Origin of the sequence: Corynebacterium heidelbergense, from assembly GCF_028609845.1 — a bacterium.
GTDB lineage: Bacteria > Actinomycetota > Actinomycetes > Mycobacteriales > Mycobacteriaceae > Corynebacterium > Corynebacterium heidelbergense.
Genome location: NZ_CP063192.1, coordinates 1 through 16,908 on the forward strand (window position 1 = coordinate 1; position 16,908 = coordinate 16,908).

Annotated in this window: 24 protein-coding genes; 2 read left to right on the forward strand and 22 right to left on the reverse strand. The window is 66.0% G+C overall.

Going from position 1 to position 16,908, the window contains the following annotated elements; all coding sequences use genetic code 11:
• Positions 1-213 precede the first annotated feature (213 nt).
• A complete protein-coding gene (locus CHEID_RS10345; RefSeq protein ID WP_112769956.1) occupies positions 214-873 on the forward strand; it encodes a tyrosine-type recombinase/integrase in 660 nt (219 codons plus the stop codon).
• On the opposite strand, the gene CHEID_RS10350 is transcribed toward CHEID_RS10345, so the two are convergent.
• The 21 genes from CHEID_RS10350 to CHEID_RS10450 all read right to left on the reverse strand — a co-directional run bounded on the left by CHEID_RS10350 (position 866) and on the right by CHEID_RS10450 (position 16,085).
• The gene (locus CHEID_RS10350; RefSeq protein WP_146743885.1) at positions 866-1,999 is read right to left on the reverse strand and encodes a collagen-like domain-containing protein; all 1,134 of its coding nucleotides are present in this window, start codon (positions 1,997-1,999) and stop codon (positions 866-868) included. The genes CHEID_RS10345 and CHEID_RS10350 overlap by 8 nt on opposite strands.
• On the reverse strand, positions 1,996-3,507 hold the full coding sequence (locus CHEID_RS10355) for a hypothetical protein (protein WP_112769957.1): 1,512 nt from the start codon (positions 3,505-3,507) through the stop codon (positions 1,996-1,998). The genes CHEID_RS10350 and CHEID_RS10355 overlap by 4 nt, the downstream gene beginning before the upstream one ends.
• Positions 3,504-5,438: a phage tail family protein gene (locus CHEID_RS10360; protein ID WP_112769958.1), complete on the reverse strand. Its 1,935-nt coding sequence runs from the start codon at positions 5,436-5,438 to the stop codon at positions 3,504-3,506. The genes CHEID_RS10355 and CHEID_RS10360 overlap by 4 nt, the downstream gene beginning before the upstream one ends.
• 120 nt (positions 5,439-5,558) lie before the next feature.
• Positions 5,559-5,834 carry a hypothetical protein gene (locus CHEID_RS10365; protein ID WP_112769959.1) on the reverse strand — a complete coding sequence of 92 codons (276 nt, stop codon included), beginning with the start codon at positions 5,832-5,834 and terminating at the stop codon, positions 5,559-5,561.
• A gap of 2 nt (positions 5,835-5,836) precedes the next feature.
• Entirely contained in the window at positions 5,837-6,274 is a 438-nt protein-coding gene (locus CHEID_RS10370) for a hypothetical protein (RefSeq protein WP_112769960.1), read from the reverse strand.
• Positions 6,275-6,760 carry a hypothetical protein gene (locus tag CHEID_RS10375; RefSeq protein ID WP_112769961.1) on the reverse strand — a complete coding sequence of 162 codons (486 nt, stop codon included), beginning with the start codon at positions 6,758-6,760 and terminating at the stop codon, positions 6,275-6,277.
• Between the two features lie 3 nt (positions 6,761-6,763).
• Complete coding sequence (locus tag CHEID_RS10380; protein ID WP_112769962.1) at positions 6,764-7,102, reverse strand: hypothetical protein; 339 nt, start codon at positions 7,100-7,102, stop codon at positions 6,764-6,766.
• 2 nt (positions 7,103-7,104) lie between these two features.
• A complete protein-coding gene (locus CHEID_RS10385) occupies positions 7,105-7,398 on the reverse strand; it encodes a hypothetical protein (RefSeq protein ID WP_146743886.1) in 294 nt (97 codons plus the stop codon).
• A gap of 13 nt (positions 7,399-7,411) precedes the next feature.
• Positions 7,412-8,980, reverse strand: a complete 1,569-nt coding sequence (locus tag CHEID_RS10390; RefSeq protein ID WP_181645943.1) for an HK97 family phage prohead protease — start codon at positions 8,978-8,980, stop codon at positions 7,412-7,414.
• 3 nt (positions 8,981-8,983) lie between these two features.
• Positions 8,984-9,292: a hypothetical protein gene (locus CHEID_RS10395; protein ID WP_146743887.1), complete on the reverse strand. Its 309-nt coding sequence runs from the start codon at positions 9,290-9,292 to the stop codon at positions 8,984-8,986.
• An 81-nt stretch (positions 9,293-9,373) separates the two neighbouring features.
• The gene (locus CHEID_RS10400; RefSeq protein ID WP_112769967.1) at positions 9,374-10,114 is read right to left on the reverse strand and encodes an N-acetylmuramoyl-L-alanine amidase; all 741 of its coding nucleotides are present in this window, start codon (positions 10,112-10,114) and stop codon (positions 9,374-9,376) included.
• Positions 10,107-11,183, reverse strand: coding sequence for a phage portal protein (locus CHEID_RS10405; protein WP_112769968.1), 1,077 nt, complete (start codon positions 11,181-11,183; stop codon positions 10,107-10,109). Before CHEID_RS10405 ends, CHEID_RS10400 begins: the two co-directional genes overlap by 8 nt.
• Positions 11,184-11,251: 68 nt before the next feature.
• On the reverse strand, positions 11,252-11,464 hold the full coding sequence (locus CHEID_RS10410) for a hypothetical protein (protein WP_112769969.1): 213 nt from the start codon (positions 11,462-11,464) through the stop codon (positions 11,252-11,254).
• Complete coding sequence (locus CHEID_RS10415) at positions 11,464-12,867, reverse strand: terminase (RefSeq protein WP_273661235.1); 1,404 nt, start codon at positions 12,865-12,867, stop codon at positions 11,464-11,466. Before CHEID_RS10415 ends, CHEID_RS10410 begins: the two co-directional genes overlap by 1 nt.
• Positions 12,857-13,282 (reverse strand): hypothetical protein, encoded by a 426-nt coding sequence (locus CHEID_RS10420; RefSeq protein WP_273661236.1) that lies wholly within the window; start codon positions 13,280-13,282, stop codon positions 12,857-12,859. The genes CHEID_RS10415 and CHEID_RS10420 overlap by 11 nt, the downstream gene beginning before the upstream one ends.
• Positions 13,283-13,447: 165 nt before the next feature.
• Entirely contained in the window at positions 13,448-13,717 is a 270-nt protein-coding gene (locus CHEID_RS10425) for an HNH endonuclease (protein ID WP_273661237.1), read from the reverse strand.
• On the reverse strand, positions 13,714-14,007 hold the full coding sequence (locus tag CHEID_RS10430) for a WhiB family transcriptional regulator (protein WP_112770385.1): 294 nt from the start codon (positions 14,005-14,007) through the stop codon (positions 13,714-13,716). Before CHEID_RS10430 ends, CHEID_RS10425 begins: the two co-directional genes overlap by 4 nt.
• Before the next feature lie 148 nt (positions 14,008-14,155).
• Positions 14,156-14,605: a hypothetical protein gene (locus CHEID_RS10435; protein ID WP_146743929.1), complete on the reverse strand. Its 450-nt coding sequence runs from the start codon at positions 14,603-14,605 to the stop codon at positions 14,156-14,158.
• Between the two features lie 386 nt (positions 14,606-14,991).
• Positions 14,992-15,447, reverse strand: coding sequence for a hypothetical protein (locus CHEID_RS10440; protein WP_112768873.1), 456 nt, complete (start codon positions 15,445-15,447; stop codon positions 14,992-14,994).
• The gene (locus CHEID_RS10445) at positions 15,444-15,623 is read right to left on the reverse strand and encodes a hypothetical protein (protein WP_112768874.1); all 180 of its coding nucleotides are present in this window, start codon (positions 15,621-15,623) and stop codon (positions 15,444-15,446) included. Before CHEID_RS10445 ends, CHEID_RS10440 begins: the two co-directional genes overlap by 4 nt.
• Before the next feature lie 93 nt (positions 15,624-15,716).
• The gene (locus CHEID_RS10450) at positions 15,717-16,085 is read right to left on the reverse strand and encodes a hypothetical protein (protein WP_112768875.1); all 369 of its coding nucleotides are present in this window, start codon (positions 16,083-16,085) and stop codon (positions 15,717-15,719) included.
• Between the two features lie 57 nt (positions 16,086-16,142).
• On the opposite strand from CHEID_RS10450, the gene CHEID_RS10455 reads away from it, so the two are divergent.
• The gene (locus CHEID_RS10455; protein WP_273661238.1) at positions 16,143-16,298 is read left to right on the forward strand and encodes a hypothetical protein; all 156 of its coding nucleotides are present in this window, start codon (positions 16,143-16,145) and stop codon (positions 16,296-16,298) included.
• Between the two features lie 35 nt (positions 16,299-16,333).
• Here the strand turns inward: CHEID_RS10455 and CHEID_RS10605 are convergent, their stop codons facing one another.
• Entirely contained in the window at positions 16,334-16,516 is a 183-nt protein-coding gene (locus CHEID_RS10605) for a helix-turn-helix transcriptional regulator (RefSeq protein ID WP_112768876.1), read from the reverse strand.
• Positions 16,517-16,908: the final 392 nt, after the last annotated feature.

The following is a 16,908-nucleotide window of genomic DNA, read 5'->3' on the forward strand; positions in this document are numbered from 1 at the left end:
TGGGTCATCAGGGACTCGAACCCCGAACCCGCTGGTTTGACGTCTCCCCTCTACGTCCCGTGGCGTGACCTGCGTAAGTAGCTTTACTGCATGGATGACGTTTCAGAGTGGACAGAGTACCTTACGGCGGCGGGATTGAGCCCGGGCACGATCGCGTTACGGGTTTCACACGTGCGGCGGTGTATCCGAGCGGTAGGTAAACCCGTCGAACAGATGAACGAAAGCGACCTCGTAGCCTGGCTAGCTAGCCAGCCGTGGGCCCCGGCCACGCGCCGTAGCGTGCGGGCTAGCCTGCGCACCTACTGGGCATGGCGCGCGCGGACAGGCCGCGGTGTGAACGCTGCGGCTGAACTCCCCCGGGCAGCGGTACCCCGGGCGGTGCCGCGCCCGGCGGCGGATACTGTCATCCTGTCGGCTCTTCGGCGCGCCGAGCCCCGGGTGCAAACGATGATTGAACTCATGGCCTACGGGGGATTGCGGCGGTGCGAGGTGGCCACGGTGCGCGGTGAGGATATCGCCGGGCACTGGCTCCGGGTGACTGGTAAGGGCGGGCACGTCCGCGCGGTGCCCCTACCACCACACCTCGCAGCCCGGATAGCGGCCAACCCGGGGTGGTTGTTCCCTGGCCAGATCGACGGGCACCTATCCGCGCGGCGGGTGGGGGAGTTGGTCGGCGAGGTACTTCCCCCGGGGGTCACGGCCCACCAACTGCGGCACCGCTATGCCACCACCGTGTACGCGGCGAGTCACGATATCCGCGCGGTGCAGCGCCTCCTTGGCCACGCCAAGTTGGACACCACGATGATCTACACGGCGGTGGATGATCAGGTGGCCAGCTCGGCGGCGGCGGGCGCGTGGCGGCTGTCTAGCTAGATCCCATGTACCGGATGGAGATCTTCGATCGGGCGTTGCCGAACCCGGCGGGGATAATCGTGGTGTCCTCGGCATACCAGTAGGCCCACCGGATGAGATCACCGGCGGCCAGCTTCACGTCCGTGGACAGCTGCATAGTGGGTCCCTCGAGCGACGGGGTAGCGGTCCGGCTGGCAATGCTGTTGCGGGTAACATCCGTGCCGTTGAGCAGCACCTTCATAGCGCCACCGGCGCGGGCGTTATCGCCCTGGTGCATGAGCTGGTACAGGATCAGGTACCGGCCAGCGACGGGGGCTCGGTAGTACGTTTGGCCGGGCGTGCCCGATCGGGTGAACGCGCCGTCGGTATCGACCAACGCCGTCCACTGGTTGTTGCACACCTGGTCAGACCAGCGCGGTACCCATAGGTTCGAGCCGAGGGCTATCTCGGCATACGGGGCGCGGGTACGGGTAGCGCCGCCGAACAGTTCCGCTCGGAGTGGTCCGAGGTCCACCGCCGGGCCGGTTGGGCCTACCGGCCCGGTGTTGCCGGCGTCGCCTTTGGGCCCCTGTGGACCAGTAGCACCGGTATCGCCCTTCGGCCCCTGCACGCCCGGGTCACCCTTCGGCCCCCGCGGTCCGGTCGCGCCGGTATCGCCCTTCGGTCCCTGGGGTCCGGTCGCGCCGGTATCCCCCTTGGGTCCCTGGGGGCCTTGAATGTTTCCCACGTCGTTCCACGTGGTGCCATTCGATACGTGCATGTGGCCGGTGTCGGTGGCTATGTAAGCAGTGCCGGGTGTTTGTGGCCCGGTGGGCAGGTTTGCGGCGCTGGGCACGCTACCTTTGATTGTCACGCCGGTACCATCCTTGCCTGCTGGCCCGGTCGCGCCGGTGTCGCCCTTCGGTCCCTGCGGTCCGGTTGCGCCGGTATCGCCCTTCGGTCCCTGCGGTCCGGTTGCGCCGGTATCGCCCTTTGGTCCCTGCGGGCCTGATGGTCCGGCGGGGCCCTGCGGGCCCGTTGCGCCGTCGGCGGCCCACGTCTGCCTGTCTATGGCTTCGGCTAGCGCCTGTATTTGGCGTGCGCCCTGCCAAATGGGTTCCCCGTCGGTGGGGTAGGGCAGGCGGAAGCGGGGGGTGTATCCGGTCATGTCAAAACGTCCTTGATTTCGCGAGTAGTGTTGTCGAGGTACTTCAGATCGGCCCAGGTCATCGACTCGTCGAACCGGTATTCACGGGTAGCCGAGCCCGGCGAACCCCACCGAACATCCCGGTCCGGCGTCGGCTGGCCGGTGGTGATGGGCGCGGGCGGGGACATGCCGATCAGCCGGGCCCACCATGGCTGGGTGGCCGTGGTGGTGGTCCACTTCATCTGTCGCAGATTGATCCACACCATGGGCGTGACTTGCGACCGGTCGTGCATCCACTGCACGTGGAGGTGGATCGTCCACCCGTCGGTGGCGCGGTAGGTCACGGTGCCGCCGAGGGGGGAGACCAGCGGAGGCCAGTCGGCGGCTTCCTGCATGAGCCAGGCGTGGGCTAGATCGCCGTTGACGAATGCGGGGCGGGTATCTTCCCAGCACCGTAGCCACCACCGGGCTAGGCGCTCGGTGGCGAAGGTCTTGCCCGGGCTGTGGTGGAGCTCTGGGTGTTTTGGGCGGCGGCCCTCGGCGCGGGCGCGGTCCCATGCGCTTTGTAGCTGGAGCTCAATTGCCCAGTCGGTGGTCATCCACGTGTCGTTGGCCAGCATGCGGCGCGGTTGATTGAGCGCTACGGCGTCCTTGTACGCCACGCGCGCGGACCAGTTGTCGCCGCCGTCGTACCACGTGGATTCCACGCGGTTGATATCGGTGTCCGCGCTGGCCTCGATCTCGATGCCATCGGGCACGCCGAGGCGGCATGCGGATAGTGCTACGCCGGGGCGGCTTACCCCGTCGATGACGGTATCGCTCGCGGCGATCATCACCGCGCCGCGCGCGTCGTCGAAGCTGGCTAGATACGTGGTGAAGTCGCCATCGTGCCGCTCGCACTGGCGCACGGCGTTCGCTTCCGGGTCATAGGTCCAGGCGTCCCCACTCATGGATTCGTAGAAAGCGCCGAGCACCTCTAGTGCCGAGTCCTTGCCGACCTCTACCGGTTTCGTCTGGGCGGGGGCGTAGCCGCTCTGGTAGTCGATGTCGGCGATTTTCAGCCCGCCGTACTCGGCTAGTCCGAGTAGCCACTGCTTGCGCTGGTCCATGGTCTCCCCGGGCTGGAGCACGCCGGGTAGCGGGTAGACGCTGCCAAGCGCGGTGGTGGGGTCCGCGGCGGTGAGTGTCACTTCCCATACGTCGGTGTTCTTCCAGTCTCGGTGCCGAGTACGGCGGGCATGCGCGTGCGCGATAACGCCCCGGAACATGGTTACCGTGCCGCTGGGCGCGGCCCACTTCACGTAGACGTGAACGCCGAGGGCCTGGCTGTCGCGGATACGCCGCGCCCATGCACCGGTGGAGTCCCACAAGCGGACTGTGGCGCGGGCGGGTTCGGCCTTCTCGTAGTACCCGTCGCGGCCCCACTTAATCTCTAGTCCGTCCATGACTACGGGGGTCATGCCGATATCGAGGAAACCGCAGGGCACGCGCGTGCCGTCGATCTCTACCCATGGCTTAACGGTAATCATCGGACCACCGCTAGCGACTGGCCAGTGATACGGGCCTTATCCCGTAGGGCCCGCTCAATGAGCTCGGCGAGCTCTGCGGTGGTGCCCACCATCGCCCCGGATACGTTCACGGTCACGTTGACTGTTGGTGTGCCGGGCGGGGTAGCGGGCGCGGTGGCCACGCGAAGGAACCCGGCGGGGTCTCCGCTGGCGAACTGGCCGTAGGCCGATGGGTACATGCTGGCTACCGGGTCCGCGCCGAACATGGACGATAGCCAGCTCGGTGGGGAAGGCCAGCGGATTGAGGCTAGCTTGCCGATCAGGTTCGCCACCCACCCAACCACGTCAGCGATGGCACCGGCTACACGCGAGAACACGCCTGTCACGCTGGATAGCTTCCCGTGAAGTCCCACAAGGTGCCCGGCCAGATTGAGGAACTTTCCACCTAGGCTTCCCACCCATTCCATGAGTTTGACGAGCCCCCCGCCGAGCCTGCCCACCGCGCCGAAGAGGGTCCCGAATCCGAGCCCTAGGGACACGGCTAGCTCAATGACAGGTGCCAGCATGCGCGCTAAGAATCCCAGGATACTGGCGAGCACGTTGATGACCGGGACAAGAATTGCGCCGATCAGATTAATCAGTGGTGTGAGTCCTTGGATAAAGCTTGCTGCGCCTTGCGCTACGGCCACGAATGCGGGCATGAGCGCGATGATGACATTCACTAAGGCTGGCAATAGACCGGCTGCCAATTGCACGATAGGCGGAATTATTCCCACGAATGCCTGTACCAATTGGCCGATTGCGGGAATGAGTGGCTGCATTCCAACAGACAGTTGGGTGAATGCGTTGGCGATGACGGGGAGCACTGGTTGTAGTGCCTGGAAAGCGGAGGTGATACCGCTGGCCAGAACGCCTGCTAGTTGTGTGAGTAGAGGCGCTATGGCGGATAGCGCGGCTGCCAGCACTTGCCCAAACAGCGCGGCGATCTGGGCGATGGGGCCTACCAGTGGTGCGACCGCGCTAATCAGGGAAGCGAACGCCTCGGCAATGGGGCCGACAGCGGGCGCTAGCGCGGTGAATGCGGCGCCGAGGGCGGAACCAACTACGCCTGCCACCTGCGTAAGTGGGCCCACTAGGGCGGCGGCGGCCTGGCCTAGTGCCTGTAGAGCGACCTGTAGGCCGGGGCCGATAGCCGCGCCCATCTGAATGAACGCAGTCATCAACGTGCCAGCGATGGGGGCTAGTGCTCCGAGTATCCCCGCAAAAGATTGGAACAGGCTGCCGAGGGTGCCGAGTTGGGCGGCGCTGCTTAGCGCCTGGCCGATCTGGCCGACGATTCCGCCGAGCGCTGCTCCGATCGCCCCGGCGGCGGGCGCGATCGCCGGGCCTATCGCTGCGAATCCCGTGATGAGCTGCGCTATCCCGGGGACCATGGCGGTGACCATCGTCCCGGCCGCGTCCATTATTGCGGTCAGTCCGCCCATGATTGCGGGGTTATTGATCTGCGTGGCCAGGGCACTAAACGCGTTGCCCACGGTCGTGGATAGCTGCGTGAACGCGGGCGTTAAGCCCACCATCATCTGGTTGAGCGCCTCGAATCCCGGGCGCATGCTGCTTTCCAGTGCTCCGCTGGCCGCTGTCTTCAGGCCGTTGAAGCCCTCGGCGGCGGCACCGGCGGCGGCCTTGACCCCATCCATGCCGAGAATGAGGGGGGTTAGCGCGGCCCCGGCTAGGGCACCCACCCCGATCATGCCCACTCCCAAGTTGCCGATCGCACCGCCGATCGCGGCCACGGCGGCGGTCGCTGCGCTTCCCATGGTCGTGAACTTGCCGAGCGCCGGGCCCAGTTTGCTTAAGCCCCCGGTGAACTTTTCGACGTTCCGGGCAGCTTTACGAAACCCTTTATCGTCGGCGTCGCTGACAATCGAGATTGCAAGAAACTTCTTAGCCATTGTTCTGTTCCTCCAGAATTGTCAGCATTGTCACAATCATTTCATCTGGCTCTTGCATGAGTTGCGCTGGGGCGATTCCAGTAGCGACAGCCAGCGCCGCATACAGGCGGCGCGGATCGTCTACATCGTAGGGGGGAGCTCATCACCGAAGTCGGCCATTACCCCGGCGCACTCTGTCACGAACTCGTCGAATCCTTTGTTTGGGTCGTAGACACCTGTCCGAGTCATCGCGGCGTAAGCCATAAACGACTGTGCCGTGATCGGATTATCTTGGAGACCTCCCCACTTATGTCTCTTTGCTACCTCTTCGTAGCGAATCATGTCGGCCAAGATGATGCGCACGTCTTTGTGCTCGGTGCCGTCCATCATTTCGATATCGGCGGTGATCTTTTGCATTGCTATGCTCCTTTAACTGAATCGATAATCGCGTCCACGTGGCGTTCGTACTCCTTGAGCCACGCGGGTTCGGTTGCTTTCGCGGCGGTGGACATCCACGGGTTCGGGCGAATGCCGCTGCCCTGTACGCCCTTCGTGCGCGGCCAGCCCCAGTGGACCGGGGCGGCGTAGGGCACGCGGGAAGCATTGCCCGCGCGGATTTGGCCCGATCGCTGGCTAGCGAACGATCGCACGGTTGCCTTGAGGCGGCCCCCGGTGCGGGGGCGGCCCCGGCCCGCTTTCTTGTACGGTCCACCCACGGGCGTAGCGGCCACGGCGGCGGATTTCGCGATCTCGGCGGCGGCCTTGTTTGCTGCCTTGAGCCGCTTCAGGTCCACCCCGGCCTTGCGTAGCGTGCGGCGTAGCCGCTTGCCGCCGCGTACCCGTAGCGTGGCGCTCATTTACCCGGTGGCCCCCGGGCTAGCGGCCACGGTCGCGGCGGTAGCGTTCGGGTTGAAGTTCGGGGCCCCGGCGAGCTGCCATTCGGCTTCGGAGGTGTTCTTCTGGCGTACCTTGCCGCCGATCTGTACGGGGTCGATGATCACGCGGCCGGTCACGGCGGCGGTGCCAGCGGAATCGGGCACGAACTTGAACGGCATTTCCTTACCGGCGTGCTTCCAGGTGAAGTCGATGACACCATCGGCTTCGAGGTCCTGGAACGCGGTGACGTTCATCGTCCAGGTGTAGGTGCGTTCACCGGCCACGGTATCGCCACACAAGGTGTATTCGGGATCTTCCGAGTCACCTTCGGCGCCGATCGTGATTTCGGTGACCTGGCACGATAGATCGAGCTGCGTGCCTACGCTGCCGAGCACAAGGGTGCCGGGGCCGAGCACGGTCTTCTTCCGCTTCGGGGATTCGCTGGGCAGTGGGTTTGGTGCGGTCATGGTCTAGTCCTCCAGTGGTATGGGTGTGAGTCGTAGGGCGGGGAGTGTGGGCAGCTCGGACCACGTGAACGTGGCCGGGGTAGCCCCGGCGGTCAAGTCTGAAACCTTGTCGAACAGGTCGAACAGCGATTCCATGGCGGCGGGCATGCCGTTATCGGCGGCTACCAGCATGACTTCTGCGGTGGCTACGTGGTCACCGCACATGGTGGCGTCCGGGCCGATTTCGGCCAGGCTCACCACCGCTCCGGGCACGGTCAGATCGCGGGGGTCTAGCGTGGCTGGCACGCCCCGGTTGGTCAGGGTCTCGGCCAGATCGTGGAGTGCGTTCATGTAGTCAGCCATGGCTATCCCACCTGTGGTGTGGCCCATGCGTTGATTCGCAGTAGCCGGTCTAGGTCGGCGTCGTAGCGCGGTATGTAGGCCGCGCCGGAATCGCCGAATGTCTCTACGCCGCCGGGGGAGTTGCGGCGGCGGTGGTAGCGGGCGGCCAGCATGACGGCCCCCTGGTGCGCCCCGGGCGGCCACTGCTCACCGTGCCAGTCGGTGACTAGCGCGTTCACGGTATCGACGCACGCGGCCAGATCGGGGTCGGCGGCGTCGATTCGTGCCCACCGTGCGACCTCGGCGGTGGTGATCATGCTGGCCATGGTGCTACGCCCCCGTAGCGGGCTTCGGGGCCGGGCCGAATGTCACTTTTCGGAGTCCTTCGGGGCGGTTGATCATCAGGGCGGTGTAGCCGAACAGCGCGGCGTCACGGCCACCGCGTGCGATGTGCTCGGCCTCCACGCGCAGCGGGGAGCCGGGAAGCTCGAAGTGGGTCACGGCGGACTTGTTGCCGAGCACCACCGTGCCAGCGGGCACGAATTGGCTGGTCACCCACTTGGACGGGTCGGTGGCCGGGATGAGGTCCAGGTACTTCGGGGCCTCCAGCGCGGTGAGCTGCAGAATCGACTCGTAGTCCGCCGGGTTCAGTAGGACAAACGAGGCGGGGGAGTGGAGGTCCTGGTCGATCGCGATGGACCCGCGCGCCACGGCGTGGACGATATGGTCGGCGGTGCCGTCGATCGCAGTGGCGTTGTCTACCAGGAACTTCCCGGTTTCCTGGTCGGTCTCGAAGGCGTAGGACTCGGCCATGGCACGCCAGTAGGCGTTGAGGAACTCGGTCTCCTTGAAGTCCCAGAAAATCCGGTCCAAGTCGTTACCCCCGGCCCAACGCACGGCGTCGCGTTCCACGGCTTCCACGGCGGCGGGCTTCGTGGGGATTTCGGCCTTGTTACCGGCGTACTTGTCCACGCCGGGCTTCTTGGTCCACCGGTAGCCGATCGCCTTGCGGCCCTTGAGCGGGGCCTGGGTGATCAGGGGGATGACCCGGCGGGTGTAGGTCACGCCGTTCCACAGCTCTCCGAGCCACTGCGGTGCAGACCGGTTGATCATGCCGGCGTCGGTGATGTCGGTCAGTTCGGCGTGGAGCTCGGCGGTGCGGTCACCGTTGGCGGCGGCGGTGAGGTAGTCCAGCACGTCGGACAAGCTGGCGTGCACGGGCTCGGCGCTGGCCGGGGTGCCCGGGGTGGGCATCACGCCCGGGGATAGGGTGTTCTTCTTCACGGTCTCGGTCTCCTTGTTGGTGGTGGTGTCGTCGTCGTCCTCGTCGGACTCGTCATCCGGCTCGGCGGGGTCATCCGGCGGCGCTGCGTCGGTGTCGTCCTCGTCGTCGGACTCGTCATCCGGCTCGGCGGGGGTCTCATCCTTTGGGGTGGGTGCCTGGGCTAGCACGCTGGCTACCCGGGCGTTCGCGAACGCGGGCATGGGCACAAGTGCCACGGCGGACAGGATCGAGCTAGTGACGGTGGTTCCGTCCTTTTCGATGCCGTAGGCCTCGATGCTGAGCGCGTCGATGACGTGCTCGGCGGCAGCGGTGAGGGCTCGGTCACCATCGGGGCCGCTGCCAACCTTGAATGTCATTTCCACGCCCTCGGCGGTCGCTTCCCAGTCGGTGGCGTGGCCGATAGGCGTGCCCTCTGGGGAGTGCCCAGCGAGCAGCTTCACGCGGGTGATATCGGCGGGCACCCGGATCGAGCCGGGGGCGAACTTCAGCGCGCCCCCGCTGGTGCGCCCGAACTCATCCCACGGCAGGATCATGCCGCGTATGGTGCGGGCGGATTCGGCCACTATCGGCGGGGACTGTACCGCCGGGGTGAATGTGTCGGTCGTTGTGGTCATGGGTTAGTCCTTCCGGTGCTTGCCGACGTAGTCCAGTTCGTCGGCTTGCTGGTCGGCGGGGTGGGTGGAGCTGAGAAACGTGGTGTGGTTGCGGAGCCACTTCTCGACGCCGGGGACTGCGAGCACCCGCTGGATGGCGGCGGTCACGGTGAGGAAGCTGACCACGGCGGGCACGGTGTCGATGTTCGCGGCCTCGGCTATTTCAGGCAGTAGGGGTAGCAGCGCGATGGCGGCCACGATCGTGGTGCGCAGGGTGGCGCGCCACGGGTAGCGGATAACCGCCGGGGCGTTGCTCAATCTTTCGGGCTGCATGCGCCACGTAACTCCCTACTGCAAACACCATGAGGATCACGCCAGCGGCTACACCGGCGGCGAAGATCAGGGCCATGATCATCATTTCTTCAGATCGGTCGTGCCAGGCACGCCCGCGCGGGCGGCGGTGGCGGCCAGTAGGTCGTACATCGTCCGGTTGCCGCCCTGCGGCCAGCCGCCGAACTGGCCGGGGGCTTTCTCACCGCCGAGCTGGGCAAGGATGAACCGGCATAGGTCGCGGGTCTCGGTCAGTAGGGCGCGGTCTTCGGGGGTCATGTCATCGTCTCCTTTGGGTGGGGTGGGGTGCTGTGCTTCGGCGACCATGGCGAGGAACCGATCCCACGGGAACCCCGGGCCGGGGTCTACGTGGTCGGTCTCTCCCCATGCCTGGGCGGTATCCACGTGTCCGCAGAAACCACCACGGCCAGCGCGGAGTTCACCTGCCGAGCGCTTGACCACGGGGATTCGATAGCGGCGGGCCCACTCGGCGCATACCTGGGCACCGGCCCGTAGCATGCGGTCCTGGGCTAGCCACTGTTCGCGGGTCTCGGTGCCGCGCATGACGAACGACAGGTGCAGCCCGGACCGGTTCGAGGTGGGCCCGGCGGACCACGTTTGCCAGTCATCGGTGTTCTCTTTCAGCACCACGAGGCGGGTGTCGACCAGCATGTGGTAGCTACCGGATTCGCTGTCGATCTGGTACTGCGCTACGTTCTCCGCCGGGGTGCCGGGGCTGTTCACGGTCACGTGAATGCAGATGTGGTTGATCGCGCTGAGCGGGCGCGGATTGCCGAAGTTGAAGCGGGGGGACCAATCAAGCATTGCCGTTCTCCTGTGGTGTGTCGTGGTCGGGTTTGTCGTCGTCGGGCACGTCAAGGTCACCCACGGTCGGGCTCGTGAGGTCGGTCAGATCGAAGGCGACGGCGGTTCCACGTGGAACCACATCGTCGAGTCCGAGGCGGGCGGCGATCGCGGCCATGTACGGGGCGAGCGCGTAGTCGATCAGCTCGACGTTCCGGGCGGCGGCGTTGCTGTAGGTGATCGTGCCGGTACCTGCCGTGCCAGCGTCGATCATCATGGCGGGCACCCCGGCGGCGCGAGCGATATCCACGGCGGCCGCGTTACGCCCCCCGATGAGTAGATCGGTGTTCGCTTTGCCGAGTTCTTGGACGTCGATGGACTGGTTCGCGAATGCCACGCCGCCGTTCTTGCCTCGGCGGGCATCGGCCCACGATTCGACCAGGGCGCGGCGCTGGGCGTCGGTGAGTGGCTGGCCGCCGGTTTGCTTCAAGAGCACCTGGGCGGCGGGGGTCTCGGCGTACCGGGTGGCGAGCTCTTGGAGCTGCACGGCGTGGCGTATCGCGGCTGCCGAGGTCTGCAACAGGCCTTCATCGGGGCCGGGGATGAGGCACACGTCCGACGGGTCCACGATCTGGCCTTGCACGATCACGCGGTTGTCCTGGTCCACGTCCCACAGGTGGTAGGGGATACGGTCGGCGCGGATGACTGCGCCGCTGGCGTCACGTTCGAGCGCCCAACAACTCCACCCGTAGAAAAACAAATCGTCCACGGTCCATGTCATGCGGAACACCGGGGAAGCTACCCCGTCGGTGCGGACCATCCACAGGGGCTGGCGCACGGCGCGCTTGCCGTCCTGGCGTGCCTCCAGCGGGCACCGGGCGATAGCACCGACGATCAGGCGGCGGGCCCGGGCGATCGCGGGCACACCCATGGCCATGGCGCGGGATACGGGCCGGGGCGCATCCGGCGGCGTGATGGTGAGCAGGTGGTTCGGGCTAGCCCACGGGGACTCGTAGGGCACCGCGTCGTAGGGCTGGGCGGCCAGGTATGGCAGCGCCAGCCATTGACGTAGTGAGTCGGTGATTCCCATGGCTCTAATGGTGCCGAGGGGGGCGGACGTTCCGACGAATTACGCGGTGAAGTCGCAGGTGAAGCGGCCTAATCGGTGGCGGCTAGGCGGCGGGCGTGGCGGGCGGCGCTGCTGGCCGCGTGTAGGTCTCCGTGGTAGCGGCGGAGGTGGAGCGCTAGCCAGCGCCACGCGGCGTAGTCGCTGGTCTCGAGAGTGCGCTGTTCGCACCGTGGACAGGAAATCACGGTGCCGGTGGTCTCGGAGGTATCGGCGCGGCGGCGGGTCATCTTCTTGGTGGTCATTAGCAGGTCCATATCTCTGGTGTGGGGGCGGGCGCGGGGCGCTGGGCGATAGCGGTGAACGCGAGTAGGCAGGCCTCAATGTGAGCTATCGACCCGCTGGAGTGCTTGCGGTCCAACATCTGGCCAAGGTCACCTACGAACTTCAGGGTTAGGCCGTCGAACGATCGGGCGAGGTCTCGGTCGTAGCGCAGTCGGAGCTCGGCGCGGTTGATGGAGTCCAGGAACAAACCGGTGCCCCCGGCCAGCTCGGCGCTTGCTGGGGTGCTGATGATCTCGGTTAGCGCGGGGTCGGTGGCGATGGTGCTGGCCGGGGAGCGGGCGTCGACCAACGTGGCGCGCGGGTGGTGGCGCTGGAGCTCGGTCAACCGGTCGGCCACCCACCCGGTGCCGGGGCGGGCGTCGACGATTTCGCAGACCGGCGTGCCGTCGGCGGCTTCACCGGCGGCGGCGATGACGGATATCGAGCGGTCGAACGCGGTGGCCACCCCGAAAGCGACCTCGGCGGCGGGGGCCATGGTGGCGGTCTCGGTGAGTACGCGGGCGAGCACGTCCGAGCTGAACACCGCTACACGGGTCTGTGTGCGCACGTTGGCGTAGGCGCGGGCGAACTCGGCGGGCTTCATCCGACCGGCGGCGGTGCGCACCGTCTCCGGTTCGATCGTGTGGCCCACCGCCGGGTGGGCGCGGATGACTGCCTCAATGTCGCTAGGGTCATGGCCCTCGGGTAAGCCCCAGTCGATGATCGCGGTATGCGGGTCCTCGGCGGCGCGGGCGGCGTCCACGATGGCGTGCCACCACGTGGACCGGGCGTCACCCATCGTGGAGAGGTAGATCGTCTGCGCATTCGGGCGCGTGTTCTGCGTGGGCTGGATGGCCTGGATGAGCCCGTCGCCCTGGACTTCCGAGAATGCCCACGGCTCGTCGATGAGGTTGAGGTCGGACTGCTCGGAGTGCAGTGACGTGTCCGTCGGCGGGTGCGGGCGGAACTGCGAATGAATCGCGGGGAAGATCAGGCGGGTATCGCCCGCGCCGCGCTTCACAGCCACGGTGGGGGATAGCAGCCGCTCGGCGTCGACGGCCATGTCTTCGAGGAACCGTTCCCGGGCGATCTGGCCGGTCTGGGCTGTGTACCAGACCTTGCCGTTCGGTGTGATCAGAGTTCGGTGAAGCCCGGCGGCCAGCACGAGCGCGGTCTTTCCAGACTGGCGCGGCACGGTGATGACCACCGTCTTGTAGTGGAACCGGCCCCGGTCATCGACTTCCAGCGCCACGTCGAGGGCCTGGCGCTGCCACGGCATGCACGCCCGGCCCATCATCGCCGAGAGTTTCGCGGCCTTAGCTCCGAGGGTGCGGCGGCGGTAGTCGCGGGGCGTGTGGAACCGGGGGACTGCCTCACTCATCATCGCCGCCGAAGCACCGAAGCTCGGCGCGGTCCTCGGCGGGCGCGGGGTCGGCGGCATCCGCAGCGGCCAGATCGTCGATCAGGGCGGCGATCTTGTCCTCGGTCTGGGTCTGGCGACTGTCAGGGGTCATCCGCGCCTCTCGAAGCCCCTCCACCATCGCGGGGATCACCTTCGACGGCCCGTAGGGCTGGTTCTGTGCTTCGTGGCTGTCGAGCTCCCACGCCCCGGCCAGCAGCACGGTCGCTAGCCCGTCGTCGATCCGGTCGATCAGGCCGGCGTCACGGGCGGCGGACAGCGCCCCGGCCATGGCACGGGAGTGGCGGCCCCCATCGAGGCGCTGCGAATCCTTCGTGGTGGGCGGGTCGAATAGATGGGCCTGGCCATGGCCGGGCGTTCGCGGGTCCTGTCTGGGCAAAACCGGCTCCTTCCTGGGCTTTCCCGGGGATGTACCTCCCCCGGGGGCTGAATTTTGCTTGAAAAAAGGGCAGGGGCGCGCGGGACTTCCTGGCCCCGTCTGACCTAAAAAAACCGCAGGTCAGACGGGGTTTTCGCTTTTCGCGCGTTTTCGCAGGTCAGAGACCTACCAACGTCGCGATGGTGGAGCTCGCGAAGGCAGTGGATGCGCCGCGCGCCACTGCTCTAGCGGCATATCGCGGCGCGCGCTGTTGCAGCGGCGGTGCGCTGGTCGCAGGTTCGCCAGATCGTCGGTGCCACCGTGCGCACGCGGTATCACGTGGTCCGGTGAGTCAGCTCCGGGCATGCCGCATAGGTGGCAGGTGGTGCCGTAGTGAGCCAGCACGGCCGCGCGTAGCGCTGCCACCCGGCGGCCACCCCACCCCCCGGTAGTCATGGCCCCACCCCCGCTATCGCCCGTAGGCGGGTGAACGCCATACGGCGGCGCACCTTGTTACCGGCCCGCTCTGGTACTGGCACCCCGGCCCGTATCACGCCCTCGGCGCGGGTGGCCAGCGCGTCGGCGGCGCACTCGCGTTGCACCGGGCATTCCCGGCATAGCTCGGCGGCGTAGCGGTGGATCGCGCCAAGATTGCGCCCGCGCGTAGGGGAAGCGTCGATCAGGGCGGCATCCACGCCATGGCACGCGGCGCGGTCCATCCACTCGGTGCCGGGGCGGATCATCATGCGATTCCCCCCCGGCGTAGGGCGCGGGCATGCTGCGCCCGCGCGATTGCTTCCCACCTCGACCAGTCACCACGGGCCGGGCGGTAAAGCCGCTCGGTCGGTAGCTTCGTCTCAATCACGCGGGACCGGGCGGCGCGGCGGGCGCGGCTCATGCGCGGCTCCACGCCAGCGGGCGGGTATTGCCGTACCGGTCCCGTCCTAGCTTGCCCAGAATCTCCAGGGCGTCGTCGTCGTCCATCATCTCGGTGTCGATGTACTGGTCTGTCTCTTCCTGGATTTCCTCGGCGGCGTCCATCGCGGCGTACGTACCCACGGCGCTCGGGTCCTCCAGGCAGGCGCGGGCGAATTCCTCCAGGTGAACGTCATCGACGTGATTGGCTGGCCAGCGGGCATTGTCCATGCACGCGGACCAGAACGCTTGTAGCGGGGTCATCTCCTGGCCGCCGTCGAAGCGGGGGAGCTCCACGGTGAAGCCCTCGGCGGTGGACGTGGTGATTCGGCGGGCGATTGATTCGGTGTCGTACCAGAGTGGGTCAATCCCCATGTGGGCTAGCTGGCGCGTGAACTCTTCGATGGTGGGGAAGTGGGTAGTGGTCATGGTGGGGTCCTTTCGGGGAAGCGGAAGCAGGGGGGGGGCTGCTCCGGTTGAGTGAGGGAGGGCGGGAAGTGGGCGCGGGTGGCCCTTAAGTGGTTTGGACACTTAGGGACCACCACACTGGCCGTCCGTCTATCGGTCGGTCGGTTGGTCGTCGGTATGCGCCGCCTGGAATGGCGGTAAGTGTGCGGCCGGGGATTACTCGGCTGCCGAGACTGGCTAAGACGGTTCGATAGCCCACGCCACCACGGCGTGCCTAGTCCGAGTTCGCCTTTACCTAGGTCGAACCGTCTTTCGGAATGGGAAGCAATCCCGCTCTAACCGGGGACAGCACCGCTGGTGAGGCGGCCACCGCGCATTACGCCACGCGGTCAGGGCGATCGGGGGGCTTAGACCAGTGCGGTGGTCTGTTGCATGTGGGAAGTCAGAACCTCCAGCGCGGCGGTCGCCCGCTCGTAGCGCTGTTCGGAATCGGCGGCGCACTCACGGGCCGCTTCGGCGTCCTCTGTACGGCCAGCGGCGGCATGAGTTTCAGCCGCTTGGCGGAACGTGTGAGATAGGTTCTCTTGCTGGTAGGCGAGCTTTCGCAGCTCTCGTAGCGCGGCGTACTCTTTCGCAAAGCTTTTGTCGGTCTCTCTAGCGGCGCGGCGTGCCAGCATGACGGTGCGCTGGCGCTTACGGGCGGCGCTGATCACGGTCTGAATTGTGTCCGCGCATTGCTCCCAGATACCGGCTAGGTCGTCGCTATCGGCGGCGCGGGCGGCATGCGCGTGGCGCTGCCAGTCGGTGACCACACGGGACAGTTCGGAGGTGGCCACGGTGGGGAACTTGCTGGGGTGGGTCATTCGTCATCTCCTCGGCTGGCCGCCTCGAACGCCAGTGCGCCGAGGGAAGCGGCGGCTAGCAGAATCGCGGTGCGGGGCCCGGGTAGGTAGAACGCGCCGCCTAGTAGCGCGGACATTGATAGGGCGATGGTGCCGCGCTGTAGCCAGCGGGGCGGTTCCAGTACGTGGGTAGTCATGCGGCTACCTCCTCGCATGGCGCGTAGCGGTCGGGGTTATCGGCGTGGAGCTCACCGGCCGGTCTATCCACGCCGGGGTGTAGCCGCTCGAAATCACCGGCCACTGCGTCCAGCCTTCGCGCGGACCTCCCGGTATTGGCGGTGTTGTTCGCGATCACGGGAGATTTCCAGTCCTTCGCCGATCACGGGTTCGACGTTGGTGGTCAACCGCAGCTCAATCTCGTAGATCCCACCCGAGTATGGGTTGGTGATCTTTGCCGGTGCCAGGATGAGATCGCCGGGGATGAGGATGTTGTCCGGGTCATCGGCGAAAGCCACGCCGTCGAAGGTCAGCAACAGAGCCCGGTCTTCGGGGGCTTTGCTGGCTGGACGTTCCCGGGACAATTTCTCGCGAAGGTTCTCGGCAATTAGGTCGGAGAGTTCATCAACGCTCACGGGGTAGCGCGGTGAGTCATCAGTCATGGTTGTTCCTTAGAGTGGTGGGGTAGTTTGCCTAGAGACGGGAAGGGGGTGAACAGCATGGGTAACCAGAACTGGGGTGACATCCCGAAGGATCAGAAATGGGAGGATGTCAACCCGAAGCAGACGTACAAAGACCTGGAAGATCAGGATGTCGATACGTCGAAGCCTCGCGATGTCATTGAGTGCTGGATGGACGAAGATGACAACGAGTAGGACCAGGTAGCCCTCGGCGTTCCAGCGCCGGGGGCTTACCCCTTGCATGTTTCCCCCTCGGCAATCCGGTCAATCACGTCAGGATCAAACAGATATGCCCCTGAATTCGGTAAGCGCACTGCAAACGGGAGGTGCCCTTTCCGCACGCGCCACGTCACTGTGGAGTAGGGAACGCCGAGGCGTTCAGCTACCTCTTTTGTCGTTAGTGGCCGGGGCATGAACTAGAAGTTAGCGCAATCACTAGAAGTTCCGCAACCACAATTTAGTGAACTAGCTAAATTCATCCGCTCTAGGTGTGTCTCATTGCTAGAATCTGCGCTGGTGGGTAGAGTTAGCGACATGACTAATGCGACGCATTTAGCTGGCGTTATACCGGCCTGGGAAGTCCGTCACCGTATTCAGCGGGCTCGGGAAGTTGCGGGTTTACGGCAACCGCAACTCGCGGAGGCTATCGGCGTGTCACGTGCAACTCTTGCGAACGTTGAACAGGGTGTTCGCGAACCCCGTCGTGGTGAACTAATCGCTATTGCGTTCGCTACAGGGGTAGATCTTCAGTGGCTAGAGACGGGCAACGCCCCCGCCGGGAATGATCCCGAGGGGGGCGTGATGG